At 62.8% G+C, this 24717-nt stretch carries 28 protein-coding genes; 18 read left to right on the top strand and 10 right to left on the bottom strand.

Annotated features, from left to right (window positions below; translation table 11 throughout):
- Positions 1-119: 119 nt before the first annotated feature.
- Positions 120-359 carry a hypothetical protein gene (locus B8115_RS12320; protein ID WP_141638579.1) on the top strand — a complete coding sequence of 80 codons (240 nt, stop codon included), beginning with the start codon at positions 120-122 and terminating at the stop codon, positions 357-359.
- A gap of 43 nt (positions 360-402) precedes the next feature.
- Here the strand turns inward: B8115_RS12320 and B8115_RS12315 are convergent, their stop codons facing one another.
- The 4 genes from B8115_RS12315 to B8115_RS12300 form a co-directional block, all read right to left on the bottom strand.
- Entirely contained in the window at positions 403-1494 is a 1092-nt protein-coding gene (locus B8115_RS12315; RefSeq protein WP_010628108.1) for a serine hydrolase, read from the bottom strand.
- 51 nt (positions 1495-1545) lie between these two features.
- A complete protein-coding gene (locus B8115_RS12310; RefSeq protein ID WP_010628107.1) occupies positions 1546-2652 on the bottom strand; it encodes an acyltransferase family protein in 1107 nt (368 codons plus the stop codon).
- Between the two features lie 54 nt (positions 2653-2706).
- Positions 2707-3060 (bottom strand): hypothetical protein, encoded by a 354-nt coding sequence (locus B8115_RS12305; protein WP_010628106.1) that lies wholly within the window; start codon positions 3058-3060, stop codon positions 2707-2709.
- Between the two features lie 94 nt (positions 3061-3154).
- Positions 3155-3805, bottom strand: coding sequence for a LysM peptidoglycan-binding domain-containing protein (locus tag B8115_RS12300; RefSeq protein ID WP_010628105.1), 651 nt, complete (start codon positions 3803-3805; stop codon positions 3155-3157).
- Positions 3806-4094: 289 nt separating this feature from the next.
- On the opposite strand from B8115_RS12300, the gene glnH reads away from it, so the two are divergent.
- The 6 genes from glnH to B8115_RS12270 all read left to right on the top strand — a co-directional run bounded on the left by glnH (position 4095) and on the right by B8115_RS12270 (position 8688).
- Entirely contained in the window at positions 4095-4832 is a 738-nt protein-coding gene (gene glnH / locus B8115_RS12295) for a glutamine ABC transporter substrate-binding protein GlnH (protein WP_010628104.1), read from the top strand.
- Between the two features lie 46 nt (positions 4833-4878).
- The gene (glnP, locus tag B8115_RS12290; protein WP_010628103.1) at positions 4879-5535 is read left to right on the top strand and encodes a glutamine ABC transporter permease GlnP; all 657 of its coding nucleotides are present in this window, start codon (positions 4879-4881) and stop codon (positions 5533-5535) included.
- On the top strand, positions 5532-6260 hold the full coding sequence (glnQ, locus tag B8115_RS12285; protein WP_010628102.1) for a glutamine ABC transporter ATP-binding protein GlnQ: 729 nt from the start codon (positions 5532-5534) through the stop codon (positions 6258-6260). Before glnP ends, glnQ begins: the two co-directional genes overlap by 4 nt.
- On the top strand, positions 6250-7305 hold the full coding sequence (locus B8115_RS12280; RefSeq protein ID WP_010628101.1) for a C45 family peptidase: 1056 nt from the start codon (positions 6250-6252) through the stop codon (positions 7303-7305). The genes glnQ and B8115_RS12280 overlap by 11 nt, the downstream gene beginning before the upstream one ends.
- A complete protein-coding gene (locus B8115_RS12275) occupies positions 7274-8200 on the top strand; it encodes a MurR/RpiR family transcriptional regulator (protein ID WP_083861832.1) in 927 nt (308 codons plus the stop codon). The genes B8115_RS12280 and B8115_RS12275 overlap by 32 nt, the downstream gene beginning before the upstream one ends.
- An 83-nt stretch (positions 8201-8283) precedes the next feature.
- Complete coding sequence (locus B8115_RS12270) at positions 8284-8688, top strand: glutaredoxin (RefSeq protein WP_035590928.1); 405 nt, start codon at positions 8284-8286, stop codon at positions 8686-8688.
- On the opposite strand, the gene B8115_RS12265 is transcribed toward B8115_RS12270, so the two are convergent.
- Complete coding sequence (locus B8115_RS12265; RefSeq protein WP_010628098.1) at positions 8676-10217, bottom strand: PH domain-containing protein; 1542 nt, start codon at positions 10215-10217, stop codon at positions 8676-8678. The two genes, B8115_RS12270 and B8115_RS12265, sit on opposite strands and share 13 nt — an antisense overlap.
- Entirely contained in the window at positions 10214-10753 is a 540-nt protein-coding gene (locus B8115_RS12260) for a PH domain-containing protein (protein ID WP_010628097.1), read from the bottom strand. The genes B8115_RS12265 and B8115_RS12260 overlap by 4 nt, the downstream gene beginning before the upstream one ends.
- 139 nt (positions 10754-10892) lie before the next feature.
- Here B8115_RS12260 and B8115_RS12255 point away from each other — a divergent pair, with 139 nt between their 5' ends.
- Positions 10893-11363: an aminoacyl-tRNA deacylase gene (locus B8115_RS12255; RefSeq protein WP_010628096.1), complete on the top strand. Its 471-nt coding sequence runs from the start codon at positions 10893-10895 to the stop codon at positions 11361-11363.
- Between the two features lie 89 nt (positions 11364-11452).
- Here the strand turns inward: B8115_RS12255 and B8115_RS12250 are convergent, their stop codons facing one another.
- Entirely contained in the window at positions 11453-12463 is a 1011-nt protein-coding gene (locus tag B8115_RS12250) for a M28 family peptidase (protein ID WP_010628095.1), read from the bottom strand.
- Between the two features lie 219 nt (positions 12464-12682).
- On the opposite strand from B8115_RS12250, the gene B8115_RS12245 reads away from it, so the two are divergent.
- Positions 12683-13804: a site-2 protease family protein gene (locus tag B8115_RS12245; RefSeq protein WP_010628094.1), complete on the top strand. Its 1122-nt coding sequence runs from the start codon at positions 12683-12685 to the stop codon at positions 13802-13804.
- Here the strand turns inward: B8115_RS12245 and B8115_RS12240 are convergent.
- The 3 genes from B8115_RS12240 to B8115_RS12230 all read right to left on the bottom strand — a co-directional run bounded on the left by B8115_RS12240 (position 13773) and on the right by B8115_RS12230 (position 17244).
- Entirely contained in the window at positions 13773-15404 is a 1632-nt protein-coding gene (locus tag B8115_RS12240; RefSeq protein ID WP_010628093.1) for a sensor domain-containing diguanylate cyclase, read from the bottom strand. The two genes, B8115_RS12245 and B8115_RS12240, sit on opposite strands and share 32 nt — an antisense overlap.
- A 126-nt stretch (positions 15405-15530) precedes the next feature.
- Positions 15531-16742 (bottom strand): methyltransferase, encoded by a 1212-nt coding sequence (locus tag B8115_RS12235; RefSeq protein ID WP_010628092.1) that lies wholly within the window; start codon positions 16740-16742, stop codon positions 15531-15533.
- Positions 16714-17244, bottom strand: coding sequence for a hypothetical protein (locus B8115_RS12230; RefSeq protein WP_141638578.1), 531 nt, complete (start codon positions 17242-17244; stop codon positions 16714-16716). The genes B8115_RS12235 and B8115_RS12230 overlap by 29 nt, the downstream gene beginning before the upstream one ends.
- 301 nt (positions 17245-17545) lie before the next feature.
- On the opposite strand from B8115_RS12230, the gene B8115_RS12225 reads away from it, so the two are divergent.
- The 9 genes from B8115_RS12225 (at position 17546) to yejK (ending at position 24705) form a co-directional block, all read left to right on the top strand.
- Positions 17546-18178 (top strand): glutathione S-transferase family protein, encoded by a 633-nt coding sequence (locus B8115_RS12225; protein ID WP_010628090.1) that lies wholly within the window; start codon positions 17546-17548, stop codon positions 18176-18178.
- Positions 18175-19065 (top strand): SDR family oxidoreductase, encoded by an 891-nt coding sequence (locus tag B8115_RS12220; protein ID WP_010628089.1) that lies wholly within the window; start codon positions 18175-18177, stop codon positions 19063-19065. Before B8115_RS12225 ends, B8115_RS12220 begins: the two co-directional genes overlap by 4 nt.
- Before the next feature lie 2 nt (positions 19066-19067).
- Positions 19068-19388: a hypothetical protein gene (locus B8115_RS12215; protein WP_010628088.1), complete on the top strand. Its 321-nt coding sequence runs from the start codon at positions 19068-19070 to the stop codon at positions 19386-19388.
- Positions 19389-19405: 17 nt separating this feature from the next.
- On the top strand, positions 19406-19693 hold the full coding sequence (locus tag B8115_RS12210) for a DUF1330 domain-containing protein (protein ID WP_010628087.1): 288 nt from the start codon (positions 19406-19408) through the stop codon (positions 19691-19693).
- Between the two features lie 74 nt (positions 19694-19767).
- The gene (locus B8115_RS12205) at positions 19768-20046 is read left to right on the top strand and encodes a peptidylprolyl isomerase (RefSeq protein ID WP_010628086.1); all 279 of its coding nucleotides are present in this window, start codon (positions 19768-19770) and stop codon (positions 20044-20046) included.
- A gap of 382 nt (positions 20047-20428) precedes the next feature.
- Positions 20429-21352, top strand: a complete 924-nt coding sequence (locus B8115_RS12200) for an ABC transporter ATP-binding protein (RefSeq protein WP_026038082.1) — start codon at positions 20429-20431, stop codon at positions 21350-21352.
- Positions 21349-22110, top strand: coding sequence for an ABC transporter permease (locus B8115_RS12195; protein WP_010628084.1), 762 nt, complete (start codon positions 21349-21351; stop codon positions 22108-22110). Before B8115_RS12200 ends, B8115_RS12195 begins: the two co-directional genes overlap by 4 nt.
- Positions 22111-22331: 221 nt before the next feature.
- Complete coding sequence (locus B8115_RS12190) at positions 22332-23558, top strand: GGDEF domain-containing protein (protein ID WP_010628083.1); 1227 nt, start codon at positions 22332-22334, stop codon at positions 23556-23558.
- A 130-nt stretch (positions 23559-23688) separates the two neighbouring features.
- Positions 23689-24705 (top strand): nucleoid-associated protein YejK, encoded by a 1017-nt coding sequence (gene yejK, locus B8115_RS12185; protein ID WP_010628082.1) that lies wholly within the window; start codon positions 23689-23691, stop codon positions 24703-24705.
- Positions 24706-24717 lie beyond the last annotated feature (12 nt).

Raw genomic sequence — 24717 nt, 5'->3', positions numbered from 1 at the left:
TCGACATAGTATAGACTTTGGTATTAGGCCCGACCAGAAAGCAATTAAGGTAAGTAGCTGGAACGTTTTTGATATACTTCCTTTTCTCAAGGCTCATTAATACCACAGAGAAGAACATCATGAACGACGAGATAATAGAGATACTCAAAGACATACGAGAAAATCAAAAGCGAGCCATTCAAAATCAGGAAGCTGAGATTCTAGAAAACAAACAAAAAATTGAAGAGTTTATTGATCATTCTGAAAAATCGCTGGAACTACAAAAGAAGCTAGATACCAGCTTAAAGAGGATAATCTTAATTTTCAGCTTGTCCCTCATAGTTTTTGGTGCCACGCTAATCGCTAGTGAGTTCATGTGACGTTCATTCTTGAGAAAGCCTGGGCCATACGAAAGCTTCCTGTCTAGCGAGACTCGAATACCCCCGCCTCGCGTATGGCCCGCCCCACCGCCGCCAGGATCTGCTCGTTGCGAGCCAGGTCCAGTTCCCCCCGTACGCAGGCAACGATCACCACGCGGCGGGCATCGTCGCCATAGCCGTGAGTGGCGATGCCGGCATCGCAAACGCGGCGATGCTGGGTGCCGGTCTTGTGGGCCAGACGAATGTCGCGCCCCAGGCCGGCCTTGAGCCGCCGTTCCCCGCTGGTGGTGCGCGCCATAATCGCCAGCAGCTCGGCGGTGGCTTGCGTGCCCAGGGCGCGGTCTTCGGCGAGTTCCTCGAGAAGGTCGGCGAAGGCATCCAGCCGCCCGGCGTTGAGGTCGGTGGCGTAGTAGAGCTGGAAGGCCTGATCGATGCTCGGAACCTGCAGCTGCTGCGGCGTCAGGCCGAGGCGCTGACGCAGCCATGCCAGGCGGGCGACGTCGCTTTGCCGCTTGCGCAGTTCGATGAAATCCATGCCGCCGAGGGTGAAGGCGCTGGGGTGCAGGTTGGCATAGGCATGGCGCCGCACGTCGACCAGCGTGGTAATCGGCCCCAGCCCACCGCCCGGCGTCAGGTGCCGGGCACGATAATTGACGCTCTCCAGGCCCAGGTGGCGAATCAGCATGTCGCTGGCGGTGTTGTCGCTGACGATCATCATCGACTCCAGCAGCTGTCGCAGCGGCAAGGCGCTGCCAGGCGATGCCCAGTTGGTGGAGCCGGCGCCGTCGACGTAGTCGCTGCGCTGTAGCGTCAGGCGATCCTGAAGCGACATTTCACCGGCCTCGACCCGCGCCATCAGCTCGATGGCCACCGGCAGCTTGACCAGCGAGGCCAGGTACCAGTATTCATCGTCGCGCCAGCCCAGTCGCGCGCCGCTGCCGAGCTCGCGGACATGCACGCCGATCTCGCCGGCATAACCGGCCTCGAGCAGCGCCAGCCTGGCTTCCAGGCGCTCCGCCCAGACCGGCTCCAAACGGGCGTCGACCTGCTCCGCCCAGCTCGGCTGCGCCATGGCCATGGAAGGTAGCACCATGACCAGCAGCAACAGTACTTGCGTGACCCACCTGCCCTTCATCTATCGTCCTTCTTCCATCGTCCTTCTTCCATCGCCCTTGTTCCACCACCCTCATTGACTGTGCTGCCTGAACCAGCGCATGAAGGCGATCCAGCCTGCCGCGAGGAGAATCAGCGTCAGGCCGATACCCAATACCTGCGGATAGCTGTAGACCTGCCAGGCGTCGAACAGCAAGCGCAGCACCAGGAAAATCGCCACGATGTGGAAGATGAACGCCCGCAGAGCGTCCGTGCCGATCACGGTGAGCGGCTTGAGCCACCGAGCCGCCGACCGGCCACCCAGCAAGCACAGCGCCAGAATGATCAATGCCCCGCCGACGCTGAACAGCATGAAGGGCACCTCCGGGGGGTGCTTGCCGGCGTTCCAGGCCACCGCCAGCAGCGCTGCGTCGAGTTCGGGCAGAGAGAGCACCACGAACCCCAGCAGGAACACCGCTCCCACACCTGCCAGAGCGGCGACCAAGCGCCGTCTGGTCGAGGGCTCGCCGTAGCAGCGCAGAATGGCCTCGCCGATCAGCAGGCCCAGCATGACCAGCGGCAGCCGTGCCAGCTGCCCCCAGGTGTAGTGGTCGGCGTCCTCCACCAGCAGCGCCTTGAGAATCACGCTGTCCCAGAAGTGGAAGTGACGTTCGAGCATCACCGACAGCACGCCGACCGCAACCGGCGCCAACAAGCGCGACCACAGCGGCATGCGACACCACAGTGGTAAAGCCCAGGGAATCCACAGCAGCGCCAGCGCATAGAAGCCGAGGATTTCCACCCAGATGGCGAAGCGCTGATAGAGCAGCGCATCGACGATGTCCTGGGTGGTGAACATCGGCAGCATCTCGACGATGGTCAGCGCCTTGTACCAGAACAGCACTTCCAGCCCACGCAGCATCAGCTTGAGCCTGCGCTGCGGCCAGTCGGCCGCTCCCGTCTTGGGCAGGAAAGCCACCGCCAGAGCGATGCCGAACACCATGATGAACAGCGAGGAAGAGAATTTGGTGATGAGGTGGATCGGCACCATGCCCCAGTCGGGCACCTGGCGAATGCCGAGCAGGCCACTCACCGCGTGGCTGAGAATCATCAGGGCGATGGCAATGCCGCGGGCGAGGTCGATGGCATCCACCCGGGAGGACAAGGCCGGCAGCTGCGGTGGCTGGTTGAGCCTGATCATGGCGATTCCCTAAATGATGTGCTTCCCTGATGCCACCGCCCCACCCGCCATGGCCTACTGACCTGCGACTGGCTCGACGCTCTCCAGCGTCAAACGACGCCCTTCCGTGGCAGAGTACTCGAAACTACCGACGACGCGCACCGTTTCCCCCAGGTGAGGCGCGATATCCTCGTGTGGAAATATTTCGACCCGGTTCAGGTCTTCGTCCTCGATCCAGTAATGCAGCGGATCCTCGAAGTGCCGCACCACGCCCTGGGTGCGCACCCTGGCACCATCGAGCTGTTCGGCCTGGTCGACCAGCACCGGCAGGGTGACCTCGCGCAGTTCGTCCGACGGACCCGAGCAGGCCGTAAGGCCTGCCAGCATCAAGCCTGCGACGATTCCCTGACGCTGCCATCTCGCTTTCATGTCCTTGATCCTTCGCTCCTTCAAAGAAGTACTGCACAAATAAGTCCGCTACATACCGCTCCGCCGCCAGCCCGGAGGCCGGCGGCGGCAGCCATCAGCGCGGAATGACGAGCGTCAGCCCCGGCCACACGAGATCGGGATTCTCGAGCACGTGCCGGTTGGCCTCATGCAGCTCCTGCCAACGCTGGGAGCTGCCGTAGAAGCGCCCGGCGATGCTGGCCAGGGTATCGCCACGGCGCACCTGGTACAGGTTGGCATCCAGCGCACGAGCCACCAGCCGCTGATCCCGCTCGAGCTCCTCGACCAGCTCGTCGATGCTCTCCAGCAGGGCTTCATCGCGCCCCCCGGCTCGCATCAGTTCAGCACGAGTCGAACGAATCGCACCCATGGTCACGCTGGCCGAGCGCAAGGCGCCGTCGAGGTCTATCTCACCGCCCTCTTCCGCCGGCAGGCGTGCGCGTAGCGCGGCAATTTCCCGCTGCGCCGCACGCAGCTGGCGCTCGTGCGCTTCCAGCTGTTCGGCCAGCGCAGCAGCATCCTGCCCGGCAGTGTCATCCGCGGCTTCGTCGGCGATTGCCTCATCGGCAGCCTCCTCGACCTGCTCTTCCGCGTCGGTTTCCGCCGCTTCATCCTGCTGCGCGTGAACGGTCTGGCCGAGCGTCAGCACCAGCAAGGCCACCAGCAACAGCCCGGCGAACGGCCAATGCCGGGAGCCCTCCCCGCGTGTCTCTTTCGCTTCTTTCATGACGCAACCTCTCTGCTGTTCTTGTGATTTCGACCGACGTCATCGTCAACCATCGGCACTCAAGAGGAGCCCGGCAAGCTCGCAAGCCCGCCCACATGAACAGTATGGCCAGAGTGGGCCATTCATGCCCGCTTGCTAATCAACGCAACGCAATATGCAAATTTCTTGCGCTTTCATTTTTTATGTACAAATATATTTGCAGACAAGGTTCGCATGCACTGCTTCTGCTCGAACCTTGTTCCACAAGCAGCGCAACAATGCTCAACAACAATGCCAACGAGGAAGCATGATGAAAACGCAGATTCTGTATGCCGCCATGGGGGTCAGCCTTGCCCTTGCCCCTACTGCCTTTGCCGACAAGCTGATCGTAGCTACCGATACCGCCTTCGTTCCCTTCGAGTTCATGAAAGACGGCGAATACGTCGGATTCGACATTGACATGTGGAGGGCCATCGCCGAGGAAAACGGCTGGGAGTATGAGCTAAGGCCGATGGACTTTTCCGGCATCATCCCAGCGCTTCAGACCAATCAGGTCGACGTGGCGCTGGCCGGCATCACCATCCGCCCGGACCGTCAGGAGGTGATCGACTTTTCGGATGGCTACTACGATAGCGGCTTCACCCTGATGGTCCCCGTGGACAGCGACATCGAGAATACCGACGATCTGGCCGGCCGTACTCTGGCGCTGCGCATGGGTACCTCGGCAGCCGATTACGCCCAGGAACACTTCACCGAGACAGAACTTAGGCTGCTGCCCAATATCGACAACGCCTATCTGGAGCTACGCACCGGTCGCGTCGATGCCGCCATGCACGACACGCCCAACGTGCTTTACTACATCGCCACTGCAGGAGACGGTCAGGTGAAAGCCGTCGGGGAGCAGATGATGGCCCATGAATACGGCATCGGCTTCCCCAAAGGCAGCCCTTTGGTGGAAGACGTGAATGCCACTCTGGCCACCATGCGTGAGGACGGTCGTTACGACGATATCTACGAGACCTGGTTCGGCACCCGCCCCAACCAATGAGTCGAGTATCTGCACCCCTCATCCCTGACGAATCTCGAGGTTCCCAATGAATACGGATTGGTCCGTCATCGTCACCTTCATGCCTCAGCTGCTCAAAGGTGCACAGATGACGATCTTCATCACCGTAGTGGGGCTGTGCGGCGGCATGGCGGTAGGCGCCATCGCAGGCCTTATGCGCGCCTACGGCAATTGGCTGCTCAACTACACGGCGATGGTCTACATCGAGGTGATTCGCGGCACACCCATCGTGGTGCAGGTAATGTTTCTCTACTTTGCGTTGCCGGTGCTGGCGAGCATTCGCATCGACCCGCTCACCGCTGCCATGATCGCCATCGTAATCAATGCGGGAGCCTACATTGCCGAGATCGTCAGGGGTTCCCTGCAATCAATCAGTCGTGGCCTCGCCGAGGCCGGACTGGCTCTCGGCCTGCCCCGCTGGAAGGTGTTGCTTTATATCGTCGGGCCACTCGCCTTTCGGCGGTTGATTCCACCTCTTGGCAACCAGTTCATCATCAGCCTCAAGGACACCTCGTTGTTCATCGTGATCGGCGTCGGTGAGCTGACACGAACCGGGCAGGAAATCATGGCGGCCAATTTCCGTGCCGTGGAGATCTGGAGCGCCATCGCCATCATGTATCTCATCATGACCGGAAGCCTGACCCTAATGCTGCGCTTCATCGAGAGAAGGATGAAGATTCTATGAGCATCATCGAATTCAGAAACGTATCCAAGCACTTCGGTTCGCTCAAGGTGCTCGATGAGGTTGACCTTACCATCGACCGCGGCGAAGTGGTCGTGTTGATTGGTCCTTCGGGATCGGGAAAATCGACGCTGCTGCGCTGTATCAACGGGCTGGAAATGATCACCGGCGGAGACTTGGTGGTGGATGACCTCAGCGTGCTGGCAGGTAACGCTCGGCTGAGAGAGATTCGTCAGGAAGCCGGCATGGTATTTCAGCAATTCAACCTTTTTCCGCAGCTGACCGCCGTGGAGAACGTCGCTTTCGGCCCCAGGCACGTACGCGGCATGAGCCGAACTCAAGCACGGGCACAAGCGTTGGCGCTGCTCGACAAAGTGGGTCTGAAAGCTCAAGCCGAGCAATATCCCGACTCACTCTCCGGTGGGCAGCAGCAGCGTGTTGCCATCGCCCGGGCGCTGGCCGTCAAACCCAAGGTGATGCTCTTTGATGAGCCGACTTCGGCGCTCGACCCCGAGCTGAAACAGGAGGTGCTCAACGTGATGCGCACACTCGCAGAAGAGGGGATGACCATGGTGGTAGTGACCCATGAGATGTCCTTCGCCAGGCAGGTGGGCTCACGCCTGATATTCATGGAACACGGCAAGATCGCCGTCGACGGAGACCCGCGAGAGATGATCTCGGCTCCCACCAACCCCAGGCTCAAGGACTTTCTCAGACATGTACATTGACCCGCCGAACGGCACGGAGCGCCGAGCCGGGCTGGGATGCCTGCGCGCTAGCGGCAATCACCGGCAGTTGGGTTATGCACTGGGGCAGGCCGGACACCGTGCCGTGCATGACAAGCTGCTGTCCAGCGAGCTGTGGCAAGACATCACCCATCCCCGTCACGATGCTGCGGTCGCTCGCATGCTGGCATGCTGCAGGAGCCGTTTCCCCTGGGTGCTCGAAGAGCTCGAAGGCCTGGCCGAGGGGCTCGAACTGCCCTTTCTGCAGGTTTTCGCATGGAACAGCCGAGGAGACTTGCTCACTCACTGTCCGGACGGATGCACTACCGTCGTCCTTCCTGGCCACGAGCCCTGCATCGCACACAACGAAGATGGGCTCCCTTGCTTCGACGGCGACGTCTTCGTGGCTCAGCTGTCGCCGGTCGGCCAGCCGAGCTTCATGGCTTGCTGCTATCCAGGCTCACTGCCAGGTCATACCTTCGCCCTTACCGAGTTAGGCATCGTTCAGGCCGTCAACAACCTGCGCTTCGATGGCGTAGTACCCGCGATACCCCGCATGGTGCTGGGCCGCGCCATGCTGGCCGAACCCACACTTGACGCCATTCTCAGCCTGCTCGCTGAGGCACCGGCCAGCGGGGGATTTCATTTCACGTTGGCCCAGCAGGGCGAGCGCAGGCTCTACAGCGTAGAAATAGGAAGCGGCCAATTATCCATCAAAGTCATCGACAACGCCTATGTGCACGCCAACCATGCGCTGCACCATCCACGAGCTGAGGACGGTCAGACGATCACCCGCTCCTCTCGCGACCGCCAGCAGCGAGGCGACGAACTGATTGCATCGACGCAGCTAGACCCCCTACGCATCTTGCGAGATACCGGGGGCAACGGGTTGCCCATCTATCGTCGTGCGCCAGACGACCCCGATCACGAGAATACCCTTGCGACTGGCGTGTTCCGCCTGCTTAATGACGGCGTTCAATGGGAGATACACCCACCTGGCCATAGCGAGCCCTTTCATGGCAGCAGACACACCCTCTTTGACGGATAACGAACGCGCCCCATCCGACCTCGAGTCGCTCCGAGCCCTCTCCCTAGCCATCGCCCGAGGCGAAAGTGACCGACACCTGGGACCCAAGGCTCAGGAGGTGCTTTCGCGACTGATCGAACTGCGCGGCGACCCGGCGCTGCTCTCCATCTCCGCGCTGGCCGAGAAGCTCGAAGTCAATCCCTCGACGATTTCCCGGCTGGCCAGATCGCTCGGTTATACTCGCTTCGGAGAGCTCCAGCGCATCCTTCTCAGCGACTCGCTGACCCCGCCCCATTCGTTCTACCGCCAGCATGCCAGCGTTGCCCTGGCCGCGGACAAGAGCGATCTGCTGAATCAGGCTCGCCAGCTTGCCGGCGAGCAGTGCCGCAATATAGAGCGCTTGCTGGACAACCTGCGCAGCGACGAACTGGAAGCCTTTGCCAACGCCGTGATGAATGCAGCCCGCGTTCGCTTGTACGGCGTGCGTCAGTTCCATGCCTTCGCCAGCTTTCTGGCCTACGGCCTGGGAATGCTGCGCTCCGACGTCAGTCTGCTCAGCGACAGCGGTCACGGCATTGCCGAGGGTCTGGCCGGCATGGGTACCGACGACGTGCTGATCGCCGCTAGCTGCAAACCCTACACACGTGAAGTGGTGAACGTCTGCAAGGCGGCCCGCAACCACGGCATCCGGGTCCTAGTGGTCACGGACATGTCCAACTCCCCGCTTGTACGCCACTCCGAACAGGCCCTGCTGGTACCTCACGAAACCAGCTTCATCTCGAACAGCATGGTGGCTTTCCTGAGTGCTGTGGAATGTCTGGTCAATACGTGCGCCACGCTATCGGGTGAAACGGCTGCCGAGGCGCTGTCACGCCGTGATCGCTTCATCGACGAGCTGAAAATCGAGATGCGTTGATCTCTTGTGCCCCTTGGCTTGGAACTCGATGCCTGGCACGGCATCATGTGGCCCGTGAAAAATTCATTCATCCTGGGGTCACAATGAGAATCGTGTTGCGCTACTTCTTTCGCGGCGTACGGCTGGTGCTGTCGCCGGTCATGCTGATCGCCGAAAAGCTCTCCACGCCGCAGAGCGTCGAACGCAGCGAACAGGAGCAGGCTGAGGTCGACGAGGCGTGCCGCCAGCTGGCGCTGTATCAGTTTTGCTCCTGCCCGTTCTGCATCAAGGTGCGCAAGGAGATGGCACGGCTGGGCCTGAAGATCGAGGTCCGCGATGCCCAGCTCGACCCGGATCGTCGCCTTGAGCTGGAAGAAGGCGGTGGCAAGGTCAAGGTTCCGTGCCTGCTGATCGAGCATGACGATGGCCGCCATGAGTGGCTGTACGAGTCCAACGCCATCAACGCCTGGCTGCACCGGCGCTTCGGTGCTGATGCTCAAACGAGCTGAGCGCTCTCGGCGGTGAACAGCAGCGTATCGGCCAGGCGGCGGGCATCGTCCTCCTTCAGATAGGGCAGGGTCTGGCGACCGTTGGCCAGCTCCAGGTGCAGGGTGGCAACGCCGCGCCGGCGTTGCAGCCAGCTCTGCTGAAGCCGCAGCGAGATGAGATGCTGCATGGGAAAGATGCCGGTGCGCTGGCCCACCACCCCGCGCCGAACGCGCAAGAAGCCCTGCTCTTGAGCCCAGCCGGTCGCGATCCAGCGCCAGTGGGCCAACACGGCGGCCAACAGCGGCAGCACCGCGGCCAAGCCGCTCCAGGCAGGCCATGAGAGCTCGAGCGGTATCAACACGCCCAGCACCAGTACCGCCCCACCGGCGAGCAGCAACAGGTAACGCAGGAACAGCACCCGCCGATAGCTGGGGTCGACACGCCGCAGCGGTTGCCCGGCAGCACCCTGTCTTGAATCGCTCTGCCTTGAATAGGTCTGCCAGAAATGGGCCGTCAGCGCCGCCCCCTGCGCCTCGCTGAGCCCCGGCACCAGGAAGCGGCGCGACTCCCCCGCATCGCCGCCCAGTGCACCGTACTGATGACACACCAGATAGCCACGCCCGAGCAGCCGGCCGAGCCCCGTCTGTACCCACTCCACCACCTGCAGCCGCGCCAGGCTCAGGGTCTGCTCCTGGCGATGAAACAGGCCGCTGCGCTGGATCTGTCGCTCGCCGGCGTCGAGCAGCACGAAACCGTGAAAGCGCCACCAGGCCGCCAGAATGGCCAACAATGCCAGTAATGTCAGCGCCGCCAAGAGTCCCACGAGGACCGCCAGCAGCGGCGAACCCGGCATCCAGGTGTCGAGATCTAGCTGCGGCAGCCGGTCGTGCAGCCAGCGCTCGAGCGGGCGCACCAGCGGCGACAGCATCGCCGCGATGAGATAGATCGAACGGCTGGCCAGACCATGAAGCACGATGGCCTTGCCACTGATGGCAAAGCACGGCACGACCTGTCTCTCCGCCGCCGGGGCGGACTCGGACGCTACGCCCGGCCACTGCTCGGGCGGCCGCAGCTCCCTTTCGAGCGCTTCCGCCCGTTCGCGGCGAATGCCCGGCAAGGCGATGCGCGAGGCTTCGCCGGCCAGCGTTTCCACTTCCCACAGCACCAGGCCGAAGGGGCGCATGTAGACCGGCTGGCGAATGACGATGCTCTGCACGTGGCGTGCCGCCACCTTGAACTCGCGATGCTCCAACAATCCCTTCTGCACGATCAGCACATCGCCGTCGCAGCAGTAGCGAAAGCGGCGGTAGTAGAGCAGGCTGATCAGCACTGCCAAGATGAGTAGCACCGCCCCACCCAGCGCCAGCTCACGCAGGCCCAGGCGCTCCACCAGTGCCAGGCCGGCCCCGGCGCCGAGTACCAGCGGCATGTGCTGGCGCAGCAGCGACGCACTGCCGCTGAGCAGCAGCAGGAGTACTGCCCAAGGTGAAAGACGCTGCCACTTCAACTCTCCGCCCTGCCTTTCGCCGAGTGGCGACGCTTCGCTCATGGCGCATCCGCCCCCGTGGGCTCCGGTTCCGCACTCTCAAGGCGGGCCAGCAGATGCTGACGAATCGCCGCGGCCCGATCGGCGGTCAAGCCTTCGAGTACCATGTCCGCCCCTCTTCCTCCCGCCGTGAAGCACACCAGGCGTACCAGGCCGAAGGCACGTTCGACCGGGTTGCTCGTCGTCTCGATGTGCTGCAGGCGAGCCAACGGCAGCACCTGAGTGCTCTGCACCAGCAGGCCGCGCCGATAGATCAGGTCGTGCTGACGCAGGCCGTAGGCCCGGCGACGCGCCTCGAGCCAGCCGAGCACGATGCCGCTGGCGCCCAGCAGAGCCACAGCGACCGCCGGCCACGGCTGCCAGGCGGCGATATCGGCAATCATGAAGGGCACTAACGCGGCCAGCCCCGTCAGCAGCAGCCAGTGCAGGCTGCGCAGCACTGCCTGGCAGGGCGCCAGACGAGGAGAAACGGGCTCCAATGGCGCCTCCGCAAGCGCAGGGAGATTCTGTGGATCCAGCGAAGCATTGGTGAAGGTCACATCGGCTCCTTGCTCGACGGCTGGGCGAACACCCTGCTCAGCAGGCCCACAGGCGCTATGCTGATAGATGAGGAAAACACTGCAGCATGGATGCGCTCCACCAGCGAACGTCGGCCCTTGCGCCGAGGGAGACAGTGTCATGGCGATCCCGGCCACCCTAAGGGAATACTTGAGAGCCTGTGATATCGACTACGAGGAGGTCAAGCACGACTACGAAGTCAGTGCCAGCCGCATTGCCCAACAGTCGCACGTTACCGGTGAGCAGCTCGCCAAGGCCATCATGCTGCACGGCCGCTCCGGCTATCGCGTCGCGGTGCTGCCCAGCACTTGCGATGCCGATCTGGAGAGCCTGTCGCGGCTGTTCAACGAACCGGTCGAACTGGCCGAGGAAGAGGAGATCGTGAATCGCTTCAACGACTGCGACCCAGGGGCCATCACTCCTGTCGGCCAGGCCTATGGCCTGCAGGTCTATGTCGACGACATGTTGCGACACCAGCCGGATATCTATTTCGACGCCGGCGATCACGAAACGCTGCTGCACATGAGCGGCAGGGAGTTCGAGAAGCTGATGGGCGAATGCCCCCACGGCCAGTTCAGCCGTCATCACTGAACGAGCCGGTGGTAGTGATTTTCGCACCCGGTCGCCCCGGTCGGGTGCTCTCGGGTCTCGCCCGCGCGGGGCCCTAGCCTGCTGTTGCGCTATCGTTGGGCCATGCTCTCGAGCATGGCCGCCAGGGCCTCGGTCACCCTGGCCATGGTGACGTAGTCCAATCGCTCGGGGGTGTCGCTGGGGCGATGGTAGTGAGGGTTGCGGAAGTTGGCGGTATCCGTGAGCATCATGGCCGGAAAGCCCATTTCCCAGAACGCCCAGTGGTCCGAGCGATGTATGTCGCCCATCTGCGGCGGCGCCACCAAGCCCTCCGAAGGTACCGTCGCGTGACGACGAAACGCACCGATAGCGTTATGGAGCAGCCGGCGCGATTCCAGCTTGGTGACGAAGGCGAGGAAGTTCCCCCGGTCCGGATAGAACAGATCGAGAGGGAATGGGTAGAACTGACTGCCGGGCTCGTCACTGTAGTAGCCGAGCATCTCCAGCGAGATCATGCCCACGATGGTCCACCCCTCGGCCTTGGCCTGCCGCGCGTAGTGCAGGCTACCCATGGCATCGCTGCCGAAGAACGGCGCCTCTTCATTGACGAACGCCACCAGCCGCAGTGAACGATCGAGCTCTGCTCCCTGCAACTGGCGCGCCAGTTCGAGCAGTACGGCCACGCCGGAGGCATTGTCGTCGGCTCCGGGACTACCACGCACCGTGTCGTAGTGCGCCCCCACCACCAGCACCTCATCGGCGCGCCGGGCACCGGGCAGCTCCACCTCGATATTGTGAAATACCCGGCTGCCGGTGGGCACTTCCAGCCTCCGAGGCCGATGTCCTGCCTCCTGGAAGGCCCGCTCGATGTAATCAGCAGCGGCCTGGAGCGCCTCCGGCCGCCAGTAGTGGCGCTCGCCGATCTCATCCGCCAGGATTCGCACATGCTGGTGAAGCCGTTCGCTCAGCCGCTCGCCTTCGGCGCTCAGTGGCGGCGGCTCGCCGCGGAAGGATGTACCGGGCATATGCAACATCAGCCAGTAGCCTCCGCCCAGCACGAGAACGCAGACGAGCCCCAGCCCGCCCAGCACGGCCGCCAGCGGCGAGCGGGTACGCTTCATCTCAGGCCGCTCTCAGCGGTACCTGCAGCGCTACCGGCCCTGTTACCGAGGTCTTCGCGGTCCGTTGCCATCATCTCCCTCTCCCTGGACACCCCACCCTGCTCAAGATAGGTGCCTGACCCGTTGCTGCAAAGGGGAAACATGCCTAACGGCCAGACGGCTTGGATTTCCTCTCATAATGCCGCCAAACTGGGACCAAACAGAGCGAGGTGGCCGTCGATGTTCAAGTCCGTGCTGGTCATAGGGCGTTTCCGTGACATCCGGCTGGAAGTCCATATCAGCTGGCTGATCATTTTTGCCCTGCTGTTGATGACCATGAGCGCAGGGTTCAGGCATCAGTATCCGGACTGGACCACCGCCACCGCCGTGCTCACTGCCTTGGTGACGGCTCTGCTCTTCTTCTCCTCGATATTGGCCCATGAGTTGGGGCATAGCCTGGTAGCCATCCGCCGCGGCGTACCCGTCACGGCCATCACTCTGTTCATCTTCGGCGGCGTAGCCCAGATGGCCCGCGACCCCGACAAGGCAAACGATGAGTTCTCGATCGCCATTGCCGGGCCAATCGTCAGCTTTGCTCTGGCGGCCACCTTCGCTGTGCTGGCCATGCTGACGGCGGGCTGGTACCAACCGCTTACCGTTGCGCTGAATTGGCTGGCAACGATCAATCTGCTGGTGGCGCTATTCAACCTCATTCCCGGCTTCCCCCTCGACGGTGGTCGCGTGCTGCGAGCGCTGGTCTGGAAAGTGACCGGCGACGCCAAGAAGGCCAACGAAACCGCCTTTGCCAGCGGCAAGCTGGTCGCCTACGGCCTGTTCGGCCTGGCCATCTGGAATCTGGTGGCTGGCAATCTCGTGGGCGGCCTGTGGATCATGCTGATCGCCTGGTTCCTGCTCAACATGACCCAGGCACAGGGTCGCATGCACATGCTCAGGGAGCGGCTTGCCGGCGTGCGCGCCCGCGACCTGGCCGAAGCGGAGATACCGCTGGTAGATCCGCAACGCTCCATTGAGGCGTGGCTGCATCAGGACGTATTGCCTTCCGGTCGTCGGGCCTTCCTGGTGGGGACCAACGTCGCCGAAGTGGTTGGACTGGTATCACTCAGCGATGCGCGGCATGTAGAGCACTCACGGTGGGCCTCGACCCAGGTTGCCGACATCATGACACCGGTGAAGAAGCTGCATCACGTATCACCCGGAGCCAAGGCCGACGAAGTGCTTCAGCTTCTCAACGAGCACGGGCTGAATCAGATCCCGGTCATGCAGGATGGGCGGGTAAGCGGCTGGATCGATCGGCAGCGCCTGCTTCGCACTATCGAGATTCATCTGGAAGTGAACCGTTGAGTGTGGCCGGCTCGGCCATGCAGACCCGGTTGCGCCCGGTCGCCTTGGCACGGTAGAGCGCCTTATCGAGGCGCTTGTAGCACTGTGCCTCTGCTTCCTCTTCCCCCAGCTCGGCAACGCCGAAGCTGCTGGTAAGAGTCGGAACTGGAGTAAACGGCTCGTCGGCGATGGCCTGACGCAGCCGCTCGGCAAGGTTAACCGCCCCCGTCAGCGGCGTGGCCGGCAGCAGCACCATGAATTCCTCGCCGCCCCAGCGCGCCAGCACGTCCACGTCACGCAGCAGTGCATGGCAGGTGTGCACCAGCTTTTTCAGTACCATGTCTCCAACACTGTGACCGAAGGTGTCGTTGATGCGCTTGAAGTGATCCAGATCGAACATGATCAGGCTAAGCGGCTCGCCGCTGCGATGCGCTCTCTTACGCTCGCGGGCCAGCAGATCGAGAAAGCGGTTACGGTTGACCGCGCCGGTAAGCGGGTCGTGGCCGGCATGATACTCGAGCTCCACCTGGTGCTGTTTGGTCTGACTGATGTCGCGCATGATGGTAGCGATGCTGTCGATTTCGCCGCTTTCATTGCGGCGCGTCACGATCAGTTGTGAAACGGGAATCTCACCGTCACGCCCCAGCACGGCGGTCTCCGCGTACCAGTAGCCGTGCTCCATGGCGTAGGGAATACCTTCCTCCTCGATGAGATGGCACACCCATGGCGGATGCGCGCTGACCAACGCATCGGCCAGCTTGTCGGGCAGAACGCCGAACTGGTCGCGCCCGGCCTTGTTGAGATAGACCACACGGCCCTGGCCATCGGCGATGGCGACGATGTCGGGCGAAGCGTCCAGCAGGTGTGTCAGCCGATCCCGGTTCATCTCGGCGGCATGGCGAGCCGTCACGTCCTCGACGATGCCGCTGAAGTCGACACTGCCGTCTTCCGCGACCTGGCGCAGCACGGTGACCTCGGTGTGGATGAGCGCTCCCTTCAAGGTACGCAGACGCAGCGGGCGGCGGCTCACGACCCCGTCCCGTTCCAGATCCGCGATGAACGACTTGAGTTCCTCGCTGCAAACATACAGCGATGAGGGCCGCACCCCCAGCAATGCCTCGAGCGACTCGGCCTCGAAGATCCTCAGCATGGCGGGATTGGCTGCCGTGAAGCGGCTTTCCGGCTCGGCGGAGTTGCGATAGACCCCTACGGGAAGGTTGTGGAACAGGTCATTGTAGGTCTCCAACATAGCGTAATAGCGCTTCTCGTCGGTGACGTCGATGATGATCGAGTGAAGGTATTCGCGCCCCTCGAGGCATACCGGCCCCGAGTAGACGTGCACGTCGCGGACCTCCCCGCTGGCGAGGCGATGCCTGAACTCGAAGAACAGCTGCTGGCAGGCTTCCGCCTTGGCCATGGCGGCATGCACTGCTTCAGGATCGAGGCAGTTGATGTCGGTGATCTTCAACTGTTTCAGCACGTCGGCGGGATAGCCATAGAAGTGCACGGCGGAAGCATTGGCATCGACGATACGCCCATCGCTGGGGTCGATCAGCAGCTTGATGGCCGGATTGGTATTGAACAGCTGCTCAAAGAACGAAGCGTGATCGTCACTGGTCAACGGTGAGCCCCTTGCGTATCGACGGCTTGTCTCGAACATGAGCAGGCGTCGTTATAATAATGGTCATATCGTTATTTCGGCAGTTTCAGTCTGAGCTGAAGGCATGAGCCTGCCGATACTTTGAGATTATGACGTCCTGGCGCGAATGCATAGATTGCGCGGGGTCAATCGATGCGCACAGAATGTGCCGATTTCCACCCTGAAGCCCGCTTCTTCAAGCCGCCGGACGCGATCCATGACCAGCCAAATCTCCAGCGGGCGCCGAAACAGGTGACGTACCAGCTCCAGCCGGCTCACCTCCGCCAGCCGCTGCCAGCCCGCGGCCTCGTAACGCCGATAGTCGAGTCCGTCCTCAAGCGCCAACCCCTTGCACTGCGCCGCCCAGTGGCAGAAGGCGTCGAAGCGCTCGGGCATCTGGCCATAGGCCAGGCTGGGCACGGGCAGGTAGGTATCCACGCCACGCAGCTCGCGCTGCAGCTCATCGAAACCCAGCCGCCAGGCATTGGCCCGCTCACGATGCCGACGCACTCCCAGCGGCGCCGTAACGGTTTCCTGAACCGCCAGCGCCAGGTCGGCACGTTCCAGATGCAGGGAGTGACTGTGACACAATGTCCGCCCGAGCTGAGATACGGGGCGATAGTCCGCCGCTTGCGTGCGGTGGTAGCAACATGGCGCCAGGGTCACGGCGAAGCCCGATGCCACGGCGCGCTCGAGCAGCCCGAGATGCAGGTCGCCGCAGGCGTGCAGCGCGACGACATGCGTATCGGCAGAGAGAAAACCCACCACCTCGTCGGCCAACACGTCCTGCCGGTACAACCGTACCGCCGCCTGCTGCGCCACAGCCAACCGTTGGCCTTCCTCGCATAGGCTGGCCTGCCACTCCAGGGCGCTGACCTCCCGGCCATGCCACCTGGCCAGGGCGCGGGAAAGATGCCCCTTGCCGGCGCACCACTCCAGCAAGCGCTCATGGGGCGCGACGTCCAGGTGCCGGACGAAGGCCTCGATCTGTTGCCATTTGCGCCCGCCGACATGTTGGCTCCAGGCCTCCGGCAACGACTCGCCTGTGGCAGACAGTGGCGACAGTTCGACCAGCTCGGCCAGCTCAGCGACCGGCAGTCGGTCCGCGAGCGGAGAGTCGTGCCAGGGATCGGCCTGCAGATGGGCGAGCTGGGCGTCGCTGAGCCCCAGCAGCGTTTCGGTCAGTTCCGGGTAACGGTCACACCAGGCGGCGCGACGCTGAGTGAACGGAAGCGGACGCCAGACCGCTTGCCATTCGGCCAGCAGAGCGGTGAGGCGGGAAAACTGCGGCTCAATATTCGATGCGGGATGCGCTGGCATCGAACTCCACCGCGATGTCGATACCCTCTTCCAGGCTCGCCTCTTCGCCCAGGGCCTGCTGCAGGGCCAGAACGCCCTCCACCCTACCCACCACATGAGCCTTGCTGCCTTCCACCTCGAAGGTATCCAAGGCCAGGCGAACCTCGGCGTTGTCGGAAGTGAATACCGGCGGCATCACGCTGGCACCGATGGGGTGCAACAGATCGAACTTGGCGATTTCACCCTCCACCAGGGTGATGCTGAGCGAGAGCGAATCACGCACACGCCAGCTGTCCGGTGCGGTGAAGCCGACCAGATCGATCACGACCCGATCACCCAGTTCGGTGAAGGTGGCGTTGGAATCCAGACCCTGGCTAAGAATGAACCACTCGCGCTCCTGGCCATCCAGCAGCCCCGTCATCATGCCGACGGTCTCGGCTTCCTCCTGGGCATGGGCCGCCCCTGTCATGGCCAGCAGCATCACAGGCCCCAGCCATGACCACAGCGTCGCTCTAACCCTCATGTCTCCCCCTTGACGTGCTTCGGCACTCATCGGCAACCGCGTCGCGGCCATTCTCCCGGGCGCTTACCTGACTGACAAGCCCCGTGAAAAAACGCCAGGCCCCGTGTGTGGCACACTGAACTCCCGACCGTGCCACGCTACTCAGCATGTCATTCAGCATAGCCTGCATGGCACCACACGAACCCGACCGCGCCGACAGTGCGGCTGGCCGTTACGCCAATGGGTGACGGAATGGTAAGGTCTCCGACAACCCTGCGGGTCTGATGTTGCGCAATCCGTTCCCGGTGACAAGGACTACACGATGATCGATTTCTGGACCTGGACCACTCCCAATGGCCGCAAGGTTTCCATTCTGCTCGAAGAGCTCGGCCTGCCCTACCGTACCCACGCCGTGGACATTACCCGGGGCGAGCAGTTCGAGCCGGCTTTCCTCGAGGTGAGCCCCAACAACAAGATTCCCGCCATTCGCGACGCCGAAACCGGCACGGCCTTGATGGAATCGGGTGCGATCCTGATCTATCTGGCCGAGAAGACGGGACGCTTCCTGCCCAGCGAACCCGAAAAACGCTACCGCACCCTGGAATGGCTGATGTGGCAGATGGGCGGGCTTGGCCCCATCCTGGGTCAGGCCCACCACTTCCTGAAGTTCAACGCCGGCAAGGCCCCCTATGCCGAGGAGCGCTTCCACGCCGAGGCCGAGCGCCTCTACCGCGTACTGGATGCACGCCTGGCCGACAACGCTTACCTGGCCGGCGATGAGTACACCATTGCCGACATCGCCTGCTGGCCCTGGGTATCGCGCTACGAGTGGCAGCGTATCACTCTCGACGATTATCCCAACGTGAAGCGCTGGTACCTGGAGATCGCTGCCCGCCCGGCGGTGCAACGCGGTTATCAGGTACCGCACAAGGTCAACGAGATTCCTCTGCCATGAGCCACGCTGCCACGACGAATAGGCAGGACGCGACTCAGCGCAGCGTGCTGGTAACGGGCTGCTCCAGCGGGATCGGCCATGCCGCCGCCCATGCCTTGGCCAAGCGGGGCTGGCGCGTGTTTGCCACCGCGCGGCGCGAGGAAGACCTGACGCGCCTGCACGACGAAGGGCTCGAGGCACTGCCGCTGGAGCTGGCCTCGAGCGACTCCATTACCGCCTGCGTGGAGCAGTTGCTGGCGCACACAGGCGGCAGGCTCGACGCACTGTTCAACAATGCCGCCTACGGCCAGCCGGGAGCCGTCGAAGACCTCTCCCGCGAGGCGCTGCGTACGCAGTTGGAAGTCAACCTGCTCGGCACCCACGAACTGACCACGCGCATCGTTCCCGTCATGCGCGAACAGGGCTTCGGCCGGATCGTGCAGAACAGCTCGGTGCTCGGTTTCGCCGCCCTGCCGTATCGCGGTGCCTATGTGTGCTCCAAGTTCGCCCTGGAAGGGCTCACCGATACGCTGCGTCAGGAGCTTTACGGCAGCGGCATCCACGTCAGCCTGATCGAGCCTGGCCCGATCGCCAGCCGCTTCCGCGAGAACGCCTACCGCGCCTTTCTCGAGCACATCGATGCCCAGCGTAGTTACCATCGCGACACCTACCGTGTCGTCGAGGCTCGCCTGGCAGGGAAAGGGACATCCTCGGGTGGAGCCTTCACGCTGGGGCCGGACGCCGTGGTCGACAAGCTGATCCACGCGCTGGAGAGCCGTAGGCCGAAAGCGCGTTATCATGTCACGCTGCCCACCCATCTGTTCGGCGTGCTCAAGCGCCTGCTCACCACCCGGGGGATGGACCGGGTACTGCTGGCATCGACACGCGACGAACGCAAAGGAGACTGAACTTGGGCCGACTCATTTCGTTGATCTTCCTGGCCGCCCTAGCCTATGGAGGCCTCTATTTCTACTACGGCCATGTCGTCAGGCAGGCCATCGATGAGCAGCTCGAGGCGCGCGGTCTCTCGGCCGTGGAGGTGCGACGGGTCACCTATGAGCCGCTGGCACCGCTGAGTACACGAGCCACCATCGCTGCCGAGATCCACTATCGCGGCGCCGACGCCACGGTTAGCGTTCGTCTCGAGGGCCACCCTATCTTTTCCGACGAGGTGCGCATGGAGCTCGACGGCCTGCAGAACCTGCGGCTAAGGTTTGGCGTGGGAGGATAACCAACAGGAGGACACCCATGAGCAGTGCCTACGTGGTCGGACAAGTTACGGTACATGACCCCGAGCGCTGGATGGAGTATGTCGAACGGGTACCTGAAACTCTCGCCCCCTGGGGCGGCGAGGTGATCATGCGTGGTCAACGTACGGCCATGCTGGCAGGCGAGCCGGGGCATCCCAACATCGTGATGCTGCGCTTCCCCGACCGGCAGGCCGTGGAGCAGTGGTACGCTTCTCCCGAGTACCAGGCCCTGGTGCCGTTGCGCGACTCGGCGGCCCAGGTCGAGTTGGCCGCCTACGAGGGATAAACTTCGGCACTGCGTACACGCATGCTATGCTGCGGGCTTTATCTCACGACAGCCTCTCACGACAGGAGCACGACATGGCCAAGGCAACTGCGCGACACATTCTGGTGAACAGCGAAGAGAAGTGCGAGGCTCTCAAGGCCGAGATCGAAGGCGGTCGCGACTTTGCCGAGGTTGCGCGCGAGCACTCCACCTGCCCTTCCAGTCGCCAGGGCGGCGACCTCGGCAGCTTCGGCCCCGGCCAGATGGTGCGCGAATTCGATGAGGTGGTGTTCTCCGGCGAGCTGAACAAGGTCCATGGTCCGGTGAAGACCCAGTTCGGCTATCATTTGCTGGAGATCACCAGCCGCAGCTGAGAAAACACTGCACAAAGGCCTGCACGAGCGAATCACTGCGTTGCGCGGTGCTCGAAGCCCTCACATATACCCCATATGCTCCGGCTCCTGCGCTCCGTGCGCCTTGTTCTTCATCTCGCTCGTCGGTTTGTGCAGCGTTTTCGTGAAGCGTGGCGATAGCATGACGCCGCCCGTCAGGAGAAGCCGCTCGTGCCTTGAACCGCACGGCGGCTTTTCTCGTTTGGCCCCCTGTGCCGAGCGGCCTCACGCGCTAGGATAGAGCCATGTCGAATCGATCTTTCGCCAACAGGGACGTCGCATGACTCTCTCAGCCAACCCTTCGCGGATCAGTATGCCGGAACCAGGCTCCGCTGCCGGCAACGGCGGCGAGGCCGGCACGCCGATGATTCAGGTCGAACAGCTCTCCAAGATCTATGGTGGCGGTTTCCAGGCGCTCAAGGAGGTGAGCCTGACCATCCGCCGCGGCGAGATCTTCGCCCTGCTCGGCCCCAACGGAGCCGGCAAGACCACGCTGATCAGCGTGATCTGCGGGCTGGTCAATGCCACCAGCGGCAGCGTCCGGGTCGATGGCTTCGACAACGTGGCCCACTACCGTGAAGCCCGCGAGCGCATCGGCCTGGTACCCCAGGAGCTGACCAACGAGGCCTTCACCACGGTATGGGACACGGTCAGCTTCAGCCGCGGGCTGTTCGGCAAGCCCAAGGATCCGGCGCATATCGAGAACGTGCTGCGCGCCCTGACCTTGTGGGACAAGCGTGACAACCGCCTGCTGGAGCTATCCGGCGGCATGAAGCGGCGGGTGCTGATTGCCAAGGCACTGTCGCACAACCCTCAGGTGCTGTTCCTCGACGAACCCACGGCCGGCGTCGACGTGGAACTGCGCCGGGAAATGTGGGAAGTGGTGAGGGGTCTGCGCGACCAGGGCGTGACCATCATTCTCACCACCCACTACATCGAAGAAGCCGAGGAAATGGCCGATCGCATCGGTGTCATCCGTCGCGGCGAGCTGGTCCTGGTGGAGGAGAAAGCCGCCCTGATGCAGCAACTCGGGCGCAAGGAGCTGACCCTGCACCTGGCGGTACCGCTCGAAGCCGTGCCTGCAGCCCTTAGCGGCCACGACCTCGTATTGGCCGACGAGGGCCATGCGCTGGTCTACACCTACGACGTCAGCCGTCAGGACGAAGGCACCGGCATCGCCGGGCTGCTGGCCGACCTGGAGGCAACCGGCATCAGGGTGAAGGACCTGCACACGCGACAGAGCTCGCTGGAGGAGATCTTCGTCAACCTGGTCAGGGAGAGTGCATGAACCTGCAATCGGTGAAAACCATCTACCAGGCCGAGATGGCTCGCAGCCTGCGTACGGTGCTGCAGAGCATCGTCTCCCCGGTGGTCTCCACGTCGCTCTACTTCGTGGTGTTCGGCGCGGCCATTGGGACCCGCATCAGCGAAGTGGACGGCGTGAGCTACGGCGCGTTCATCGTGCCGGGGCTGATCATGCTGATGCTGCTCACTCAGAGCGTCTCGACCGCTTCGTTCGGCATCTTCTTCCCGCGCTTCTCGGGGGCCATCTACGAAATCCTCTCAGCGCCGATCTCCTATTTCGAGATCGTGCTCGGCTATGTCGGGGCGGCGGCCACAAAGTCGATCATCCTGGGCCTGATCGTACTCGGCACGGCGCGGCTGTTCGTACCATTTTCCATTCAGCATCCGTTGATGATGCTGCTGTTCCTGATCCTTACCGCGGTGACCTTCAGCCTGCTCGGCTTCATCATCGGCATCTGGGCCGACGGCTTCGAAAAGCTGCAGTTGGTACCGCTGCTGATCGTCACGCCGTTGACCTTCCTCGGCGGCACCTTCTACTCCATCGACATGCTGCCCCCTCTGTGGCAGGCGGTGACACTGCTCAACCCGGTGGTTTACCTGGTCAGCGGCTTCCGCTGGAGTTTCTATGGCACCGGTGACGTGAGTATCTGGGCCAGCCTCGCCATCATCACACTGTTTCTCGGTGTAGCCCTCGCGGTGATCAACTGGATTTTCCGCACCGGCTATCGGCTCAAACCTTGAGGCAACGCATGCAGCCGGCGGTTAGCTTGCAGCGTTGAGCGCTACGGCACAGTTGCCGCTGGCGCTCGCGAGCGTTATTGGCCATGCTTTCACAGATTGCGTTTACATACTTGTAACACGAGGCACAGACTACTTACAGCACGAGCAGAACACGAGAATAAGCGAGCAGCGGAGTGATCCATTCCACGACGACTCCATTGCTCCATCACAAGGGAACTGCAATGACTGCTGGCAAGAACGAAGCTAGGCAGGGAGCTTCGCTCAATTGGTGCGTCGAGTTTCACGACGCCCCGCTGGAAGCCCTCTATCGCCGCACCATGCGCTTACAGGACGCACAGCAGCTGCGCTATGCGCTATGGCTGATTGCTGCCACCTTCCTCTTGTTCATCGCAGCTGACTATCTCCTGCTCGGCGCAAGCGGCACCTTTCTCATCCTGGCCGCCACCCGTATCGGCGTGACACTCAGCTGCCTGGTGCTGGCCCGTTACATCACCCGAGACCCTGCCCAGGCCCACCGGCCGCTGCCGCTCAATCTGGTCTACTTCGCCGCCATCAGCGGTTTGCTGCTGACGATCTACCTCCACCCGGGCAGTGTCGGGCTGCACATCTCGAGCATCGTGGTGGCCAGTCTGACTATCTATCTGCTGGTGCCCAACCGGCTGACCTGGATTCTCGTCTGGAATGGCTATCTGTCGTTCGGCTTCATTCTGCTGGCGCTGCTGTGGAAACCCCTGGCCCCCGGCATGCTGGCGAGCACCCTGATGATCATCGCCTTCGCCAATCTGATGGGCTGGCTGACCTTCAGCCGACTGAACCGGCTGCAGCGCAAGCAGTTCGCCCTGCTGATGGATGAGCGCGACATCAATCGCAAGCTGCAGGGCGAGATCGAGGAGCGCCAAATGCTCGAAGCCCAGCTACGCCACATGGCAAGTACCGACCCACTGACCGGTATCGCCAACCGCAGGCACTTCTTCGAACTGGCGGAGCGCGAGCTGACCCGGGCTCATCGCGAGCACACGCCGCTGGCCATCTGCATGGTCGATATCGATCTGTTCAAGACCCTCAACGATCATCATGGCCATGCCGTGGGCGACCTGGTGCTGACGACGGTGGCCTCCTGTTGCGCCTCGGTGCTGCGCGAGACGGACATCATCGGCCGCTACGGCGGCGAGGAGTTCGTCATCGCCCTGCCCCAGGCCGATCTCGAGACCGCCAACTCAATCGCCGAACGCCTGCGAGACAAGGTGACCTCCCTGCAGCTCCCCATGCTGCCCCTCGGCCAGCGTCTTTCCGTCACGGTCGGCATCAGCCAGGTCGCGCCAGGGGAAACGAGGCTGGAACCGGCACTGCAACGCGCCGACGACGCTCTTTATGTCGGCAAGTCGCGCGGCAGAAATTGCGTCGTGGTGGCCGGCGAGGCTCCGCCCGCGTTCTCGGCAAGAGCCTGAGCGTGGCCACCACCCCGGCTTGAACTCGACGCCGGGCCCGGTATGATTCGTCTCCTGCCCAGGCTCTGTCCGAGTAGCTGGCACAGCCCACCCAACGCCTATCACGGCGCCCTTCACGGCGGAGATGGTCATGCCGATACAGCACTGCATCGTCCACGAGATCGACAAGGAGAGCGGCGAGCAGCCGGCAAGCCTGCGGGCAGCCACTGCCGAGCTGGCATCGTCGCCGCTGCTGGAAGACCTGCTGTCGGGATTTCACGATGCCTACCATGCCAAGACCAAGGCATGGGGTCACTTTCAGGAGCCGGACGCCAGCGAACCGGGCTCGGCAACGCCCTTCGCCCAAGAGCTGACCGACTATCTGGAAGCGCGCAGCGACTTTGCCGCTTTCAGCCAGGCTCTGGCCAATCGCCTGCTGCCGCTGGTCGACGCGCACCTCTCCGCCTCCGGCCATCTCCTGTGCATCGACTATCGTCAGGGTGAAACCCACTATCTCGGCGTGGCATTGCTGCATCAACGTACGGGGTTCGGTATCGACTCGGCCATGCGGGTCGTGCCCGCGGCGCAGCTCAACCTGGCGCGCATGAGCCTGGGGCTGCGAATCAATCTGACCCAGTGGCGCGACGGCGCCGCTTCGCGTCATTACCTGTCGTGGATTCACGATCGCGGCGGCAGGAAGCTCTCGGAGGATCTGGCCACCGTACTCGGTGCCACCGAGGGGATCGACGCCACCGGCGAGACCCGCACCCTGCTCAAGGCCTTCAGCGACTATGTCGAGCGCGAAGACATGCCCGAGGAGCAGAGCCGGGAGAAGACCGAAGCGCTGATCGACTACGCCAATGAGCAGGCCGGCCGCGGCGAGCCGATCACCCTGGAAGAGCTCTCGGAGCTGCTCGACGAGCAACAGCCCAAGGCATTCTACGACCACATCCGCAACGCCGACTACGGTCTCTCGCCCGAGATACCGCCGGACAAGCGCACCCTCAGACAGTTTCGCCGCTTCACTGGCCGCGCCGGCGGTGTCTCGATCAGCTTCGACTCCCATCTGCTGGGGTCGTCCATCGAGTATGACGAAAGCCAGGACCGGCTGATCATCAAGCAGGTGCCCAAACAACTCAAGGAGCAGCTCAAGCAACGCAAGGAGTGACGAAGCCCGGCG

It is taken from the genome of Halomonas sp. KM-1 (genome assembly GCF_000246875.1).
GTDB lineage: Bacteria > Pseudomonadota > Gammaproteobacteria > Pseudomonadales > Halomonadaceae > Halomonas > Halomonas aerodenitrificans.
This window is presented reverse-complemented; position numbering and strand designations above follow the sequence as displayed.

Bases quoted from the DNA above. Each gene is read 5' to 3' on its own strand.
- B8115_RS12320 (WP_141638579.1), top strand. From the start codon at position 120: ATGAACGACGAGATAATAGAGATACTCAAAGACATACGAGAAAATCAA.
- B8115_RS12315 (WP_010628108.1), bottom strand. From the start codon at position 1,494: ATGAAGGGCAGGTGGGTCACGCAAGTACTGTTGCTGCTGGTCATGGTG.
- B8115_RS12310 (WP_010628107.1), bottom strand. From the start codon at position 2,652: ATGATCAGGCTCAACCAGCCACCGCAGCTGCCGGCCTTGTCCTCCCGG.
- B8115_RS12305 (WP_010628106.1), bottom strand. From the start codon at position 3,060: ATGAAAGCGAGATGGCAGCGTCAGGGAATCGTCGCAGGCTTGATGCTG.
- B8115_RS12300 (WP_010628105.1), bottom strand. From the start codon at position 3,805: ATGAAAGAAGCGAAAGAGACACGCGGGGAGGGCTCCCGGCATTGGCCG.
- glnH (WP_010628104.1), top strand. From the start codon at position 4,095: ATGAAAACGCAGATTCTGTATGCCGCCATGGGGGTCAGCCTTGCCCTT.
- glnP (WP_010628103.1), top strand. From the start codon at position 4,879: ATGAATACGGATTGGTCCGTCATCGTCACCTTCATGCCTCAGCTGCTC.
- glnQ (WP_010628102.1), top strand. From the start codon at position 5,532: ATGAGCATCATCGAATTCAGAAACGTATCCAAGCACTTCGGTTCGCTC.
- B8115_RS12280 (WP_010628101.1), top strand. From the start codon at position 6,250: ATGTACATTGACCCGCCGAACGGCACGGAGCGCCGAGCCGGGCTGGGA.
- B8115_RS12275 (WP_083861832.1), top strand. From the start codon at position 7,274: ATGGCAGCAGACACACCCTCTTTGACGGATAACGAACGCGCCCCATCC.
- B8115_RS12270 (WP_035590928.1), top strand. From the start codon at position 8,284: ATGAGAATCGTGTTGCGCTACTTCTTTCGCGGCGTACGGCTGGTGCTG.
- B8115_RS12265 (WP_010628098.1), bottom strand. From the start codon at position 10,217: ATGAGCGAAGCGTCGCCACTCGGCGAAAGGCAGGGCGGAGAGTTGAAG.
- B8115_RS12255 (WP_010628096.1), top strand. From the start codon at position 10,893: ATGGCGATCCCGGCCACCCTAAGGGAATACTTGAGAGCCTGTGATATC.
- B8115_RS12250 (WP_010628095.1), bottom strand. From the start codon at position 12,463: ATGAAGCGTACCCGCTCGCCGCTGGCGGCCGTGCTGGGCGGGCTGGGG.
- B8115_RS12245 (WP_010628094.1), top strand. From the start codon at position 12,683: ATGTTCAAGTCCGTGCTGGTCATAGGGCGTTTCCGTGACATCCGGCTG.
- B8115_RS12235 (WP_010628092.1), bottom strand. From the start codon at position 16,742: ATGCCAGCGCATCCCGCATCGAATATTGAGCCGCAGTTTTCCCGCCTC.
- B8115_RS12230 (WP_141638578.1), bottom strand. From the start codon at position 17,244: ATGAGGGTTAGAGCGACGCTGTGGTCATGGCTGGGGCCTGTGATGCTG.
- B8115_RS12225 (WP_010628090.1), top strand. From the start codon at position 17,546: ATGATCGATTTCTGGACCTGGACCACTCCCAATGGCCGCAAGGTTTCC.
- B8115_RS12220 (WP_010628089.1), top strand. From the start codon at position 18,175: ATGAGCCACGCTGCCACGACGAATAGGCAGGACGCGACTCAGCGCAGC.
- B8115_RS12210 (WP_010628087.1), top strand. From the start codon at position 19,406: ATGAGCAGTGCCTACGTGGTCGGACAAGTTACGGTACATGACCCCGAG.
- B8115_RS12205 (WP_010628086.1), top strand. From the start codon at position 19,768: ATGGCCAAGGCAACTGCGCGACACATTCTGGTGAACAGCGAAGAGAAG.
- B8115_RS12200 (WP_026038082.1), top strand. From the start codon at position 20,429: ATGATTCAGGTCGAACAGCTCTCCAAGATCTATGGTGGCGGTTTCCAG.
- B8115_RS12195 (WP_010628084.1), top strand. From the start codon at position 21,349: ATGAACCTGCAATCGGTGAAAACCATCTACCAGGCCGAGATGGCTCGC.
- B8115_RS12190 (WP_010628083.1), top strand. From the start codon at position 22,332: ATGACTGCTGGCAAGAACGAAGCTAGGCAGGGAGCTTCGCTCAATTGG.
- yejK (WP_010628082.1), top strand. From the start codon at position 23,689: ATGCCGATACAGCACTGCATCGTCCACGAGATCGACAAGGAGAGCGGC.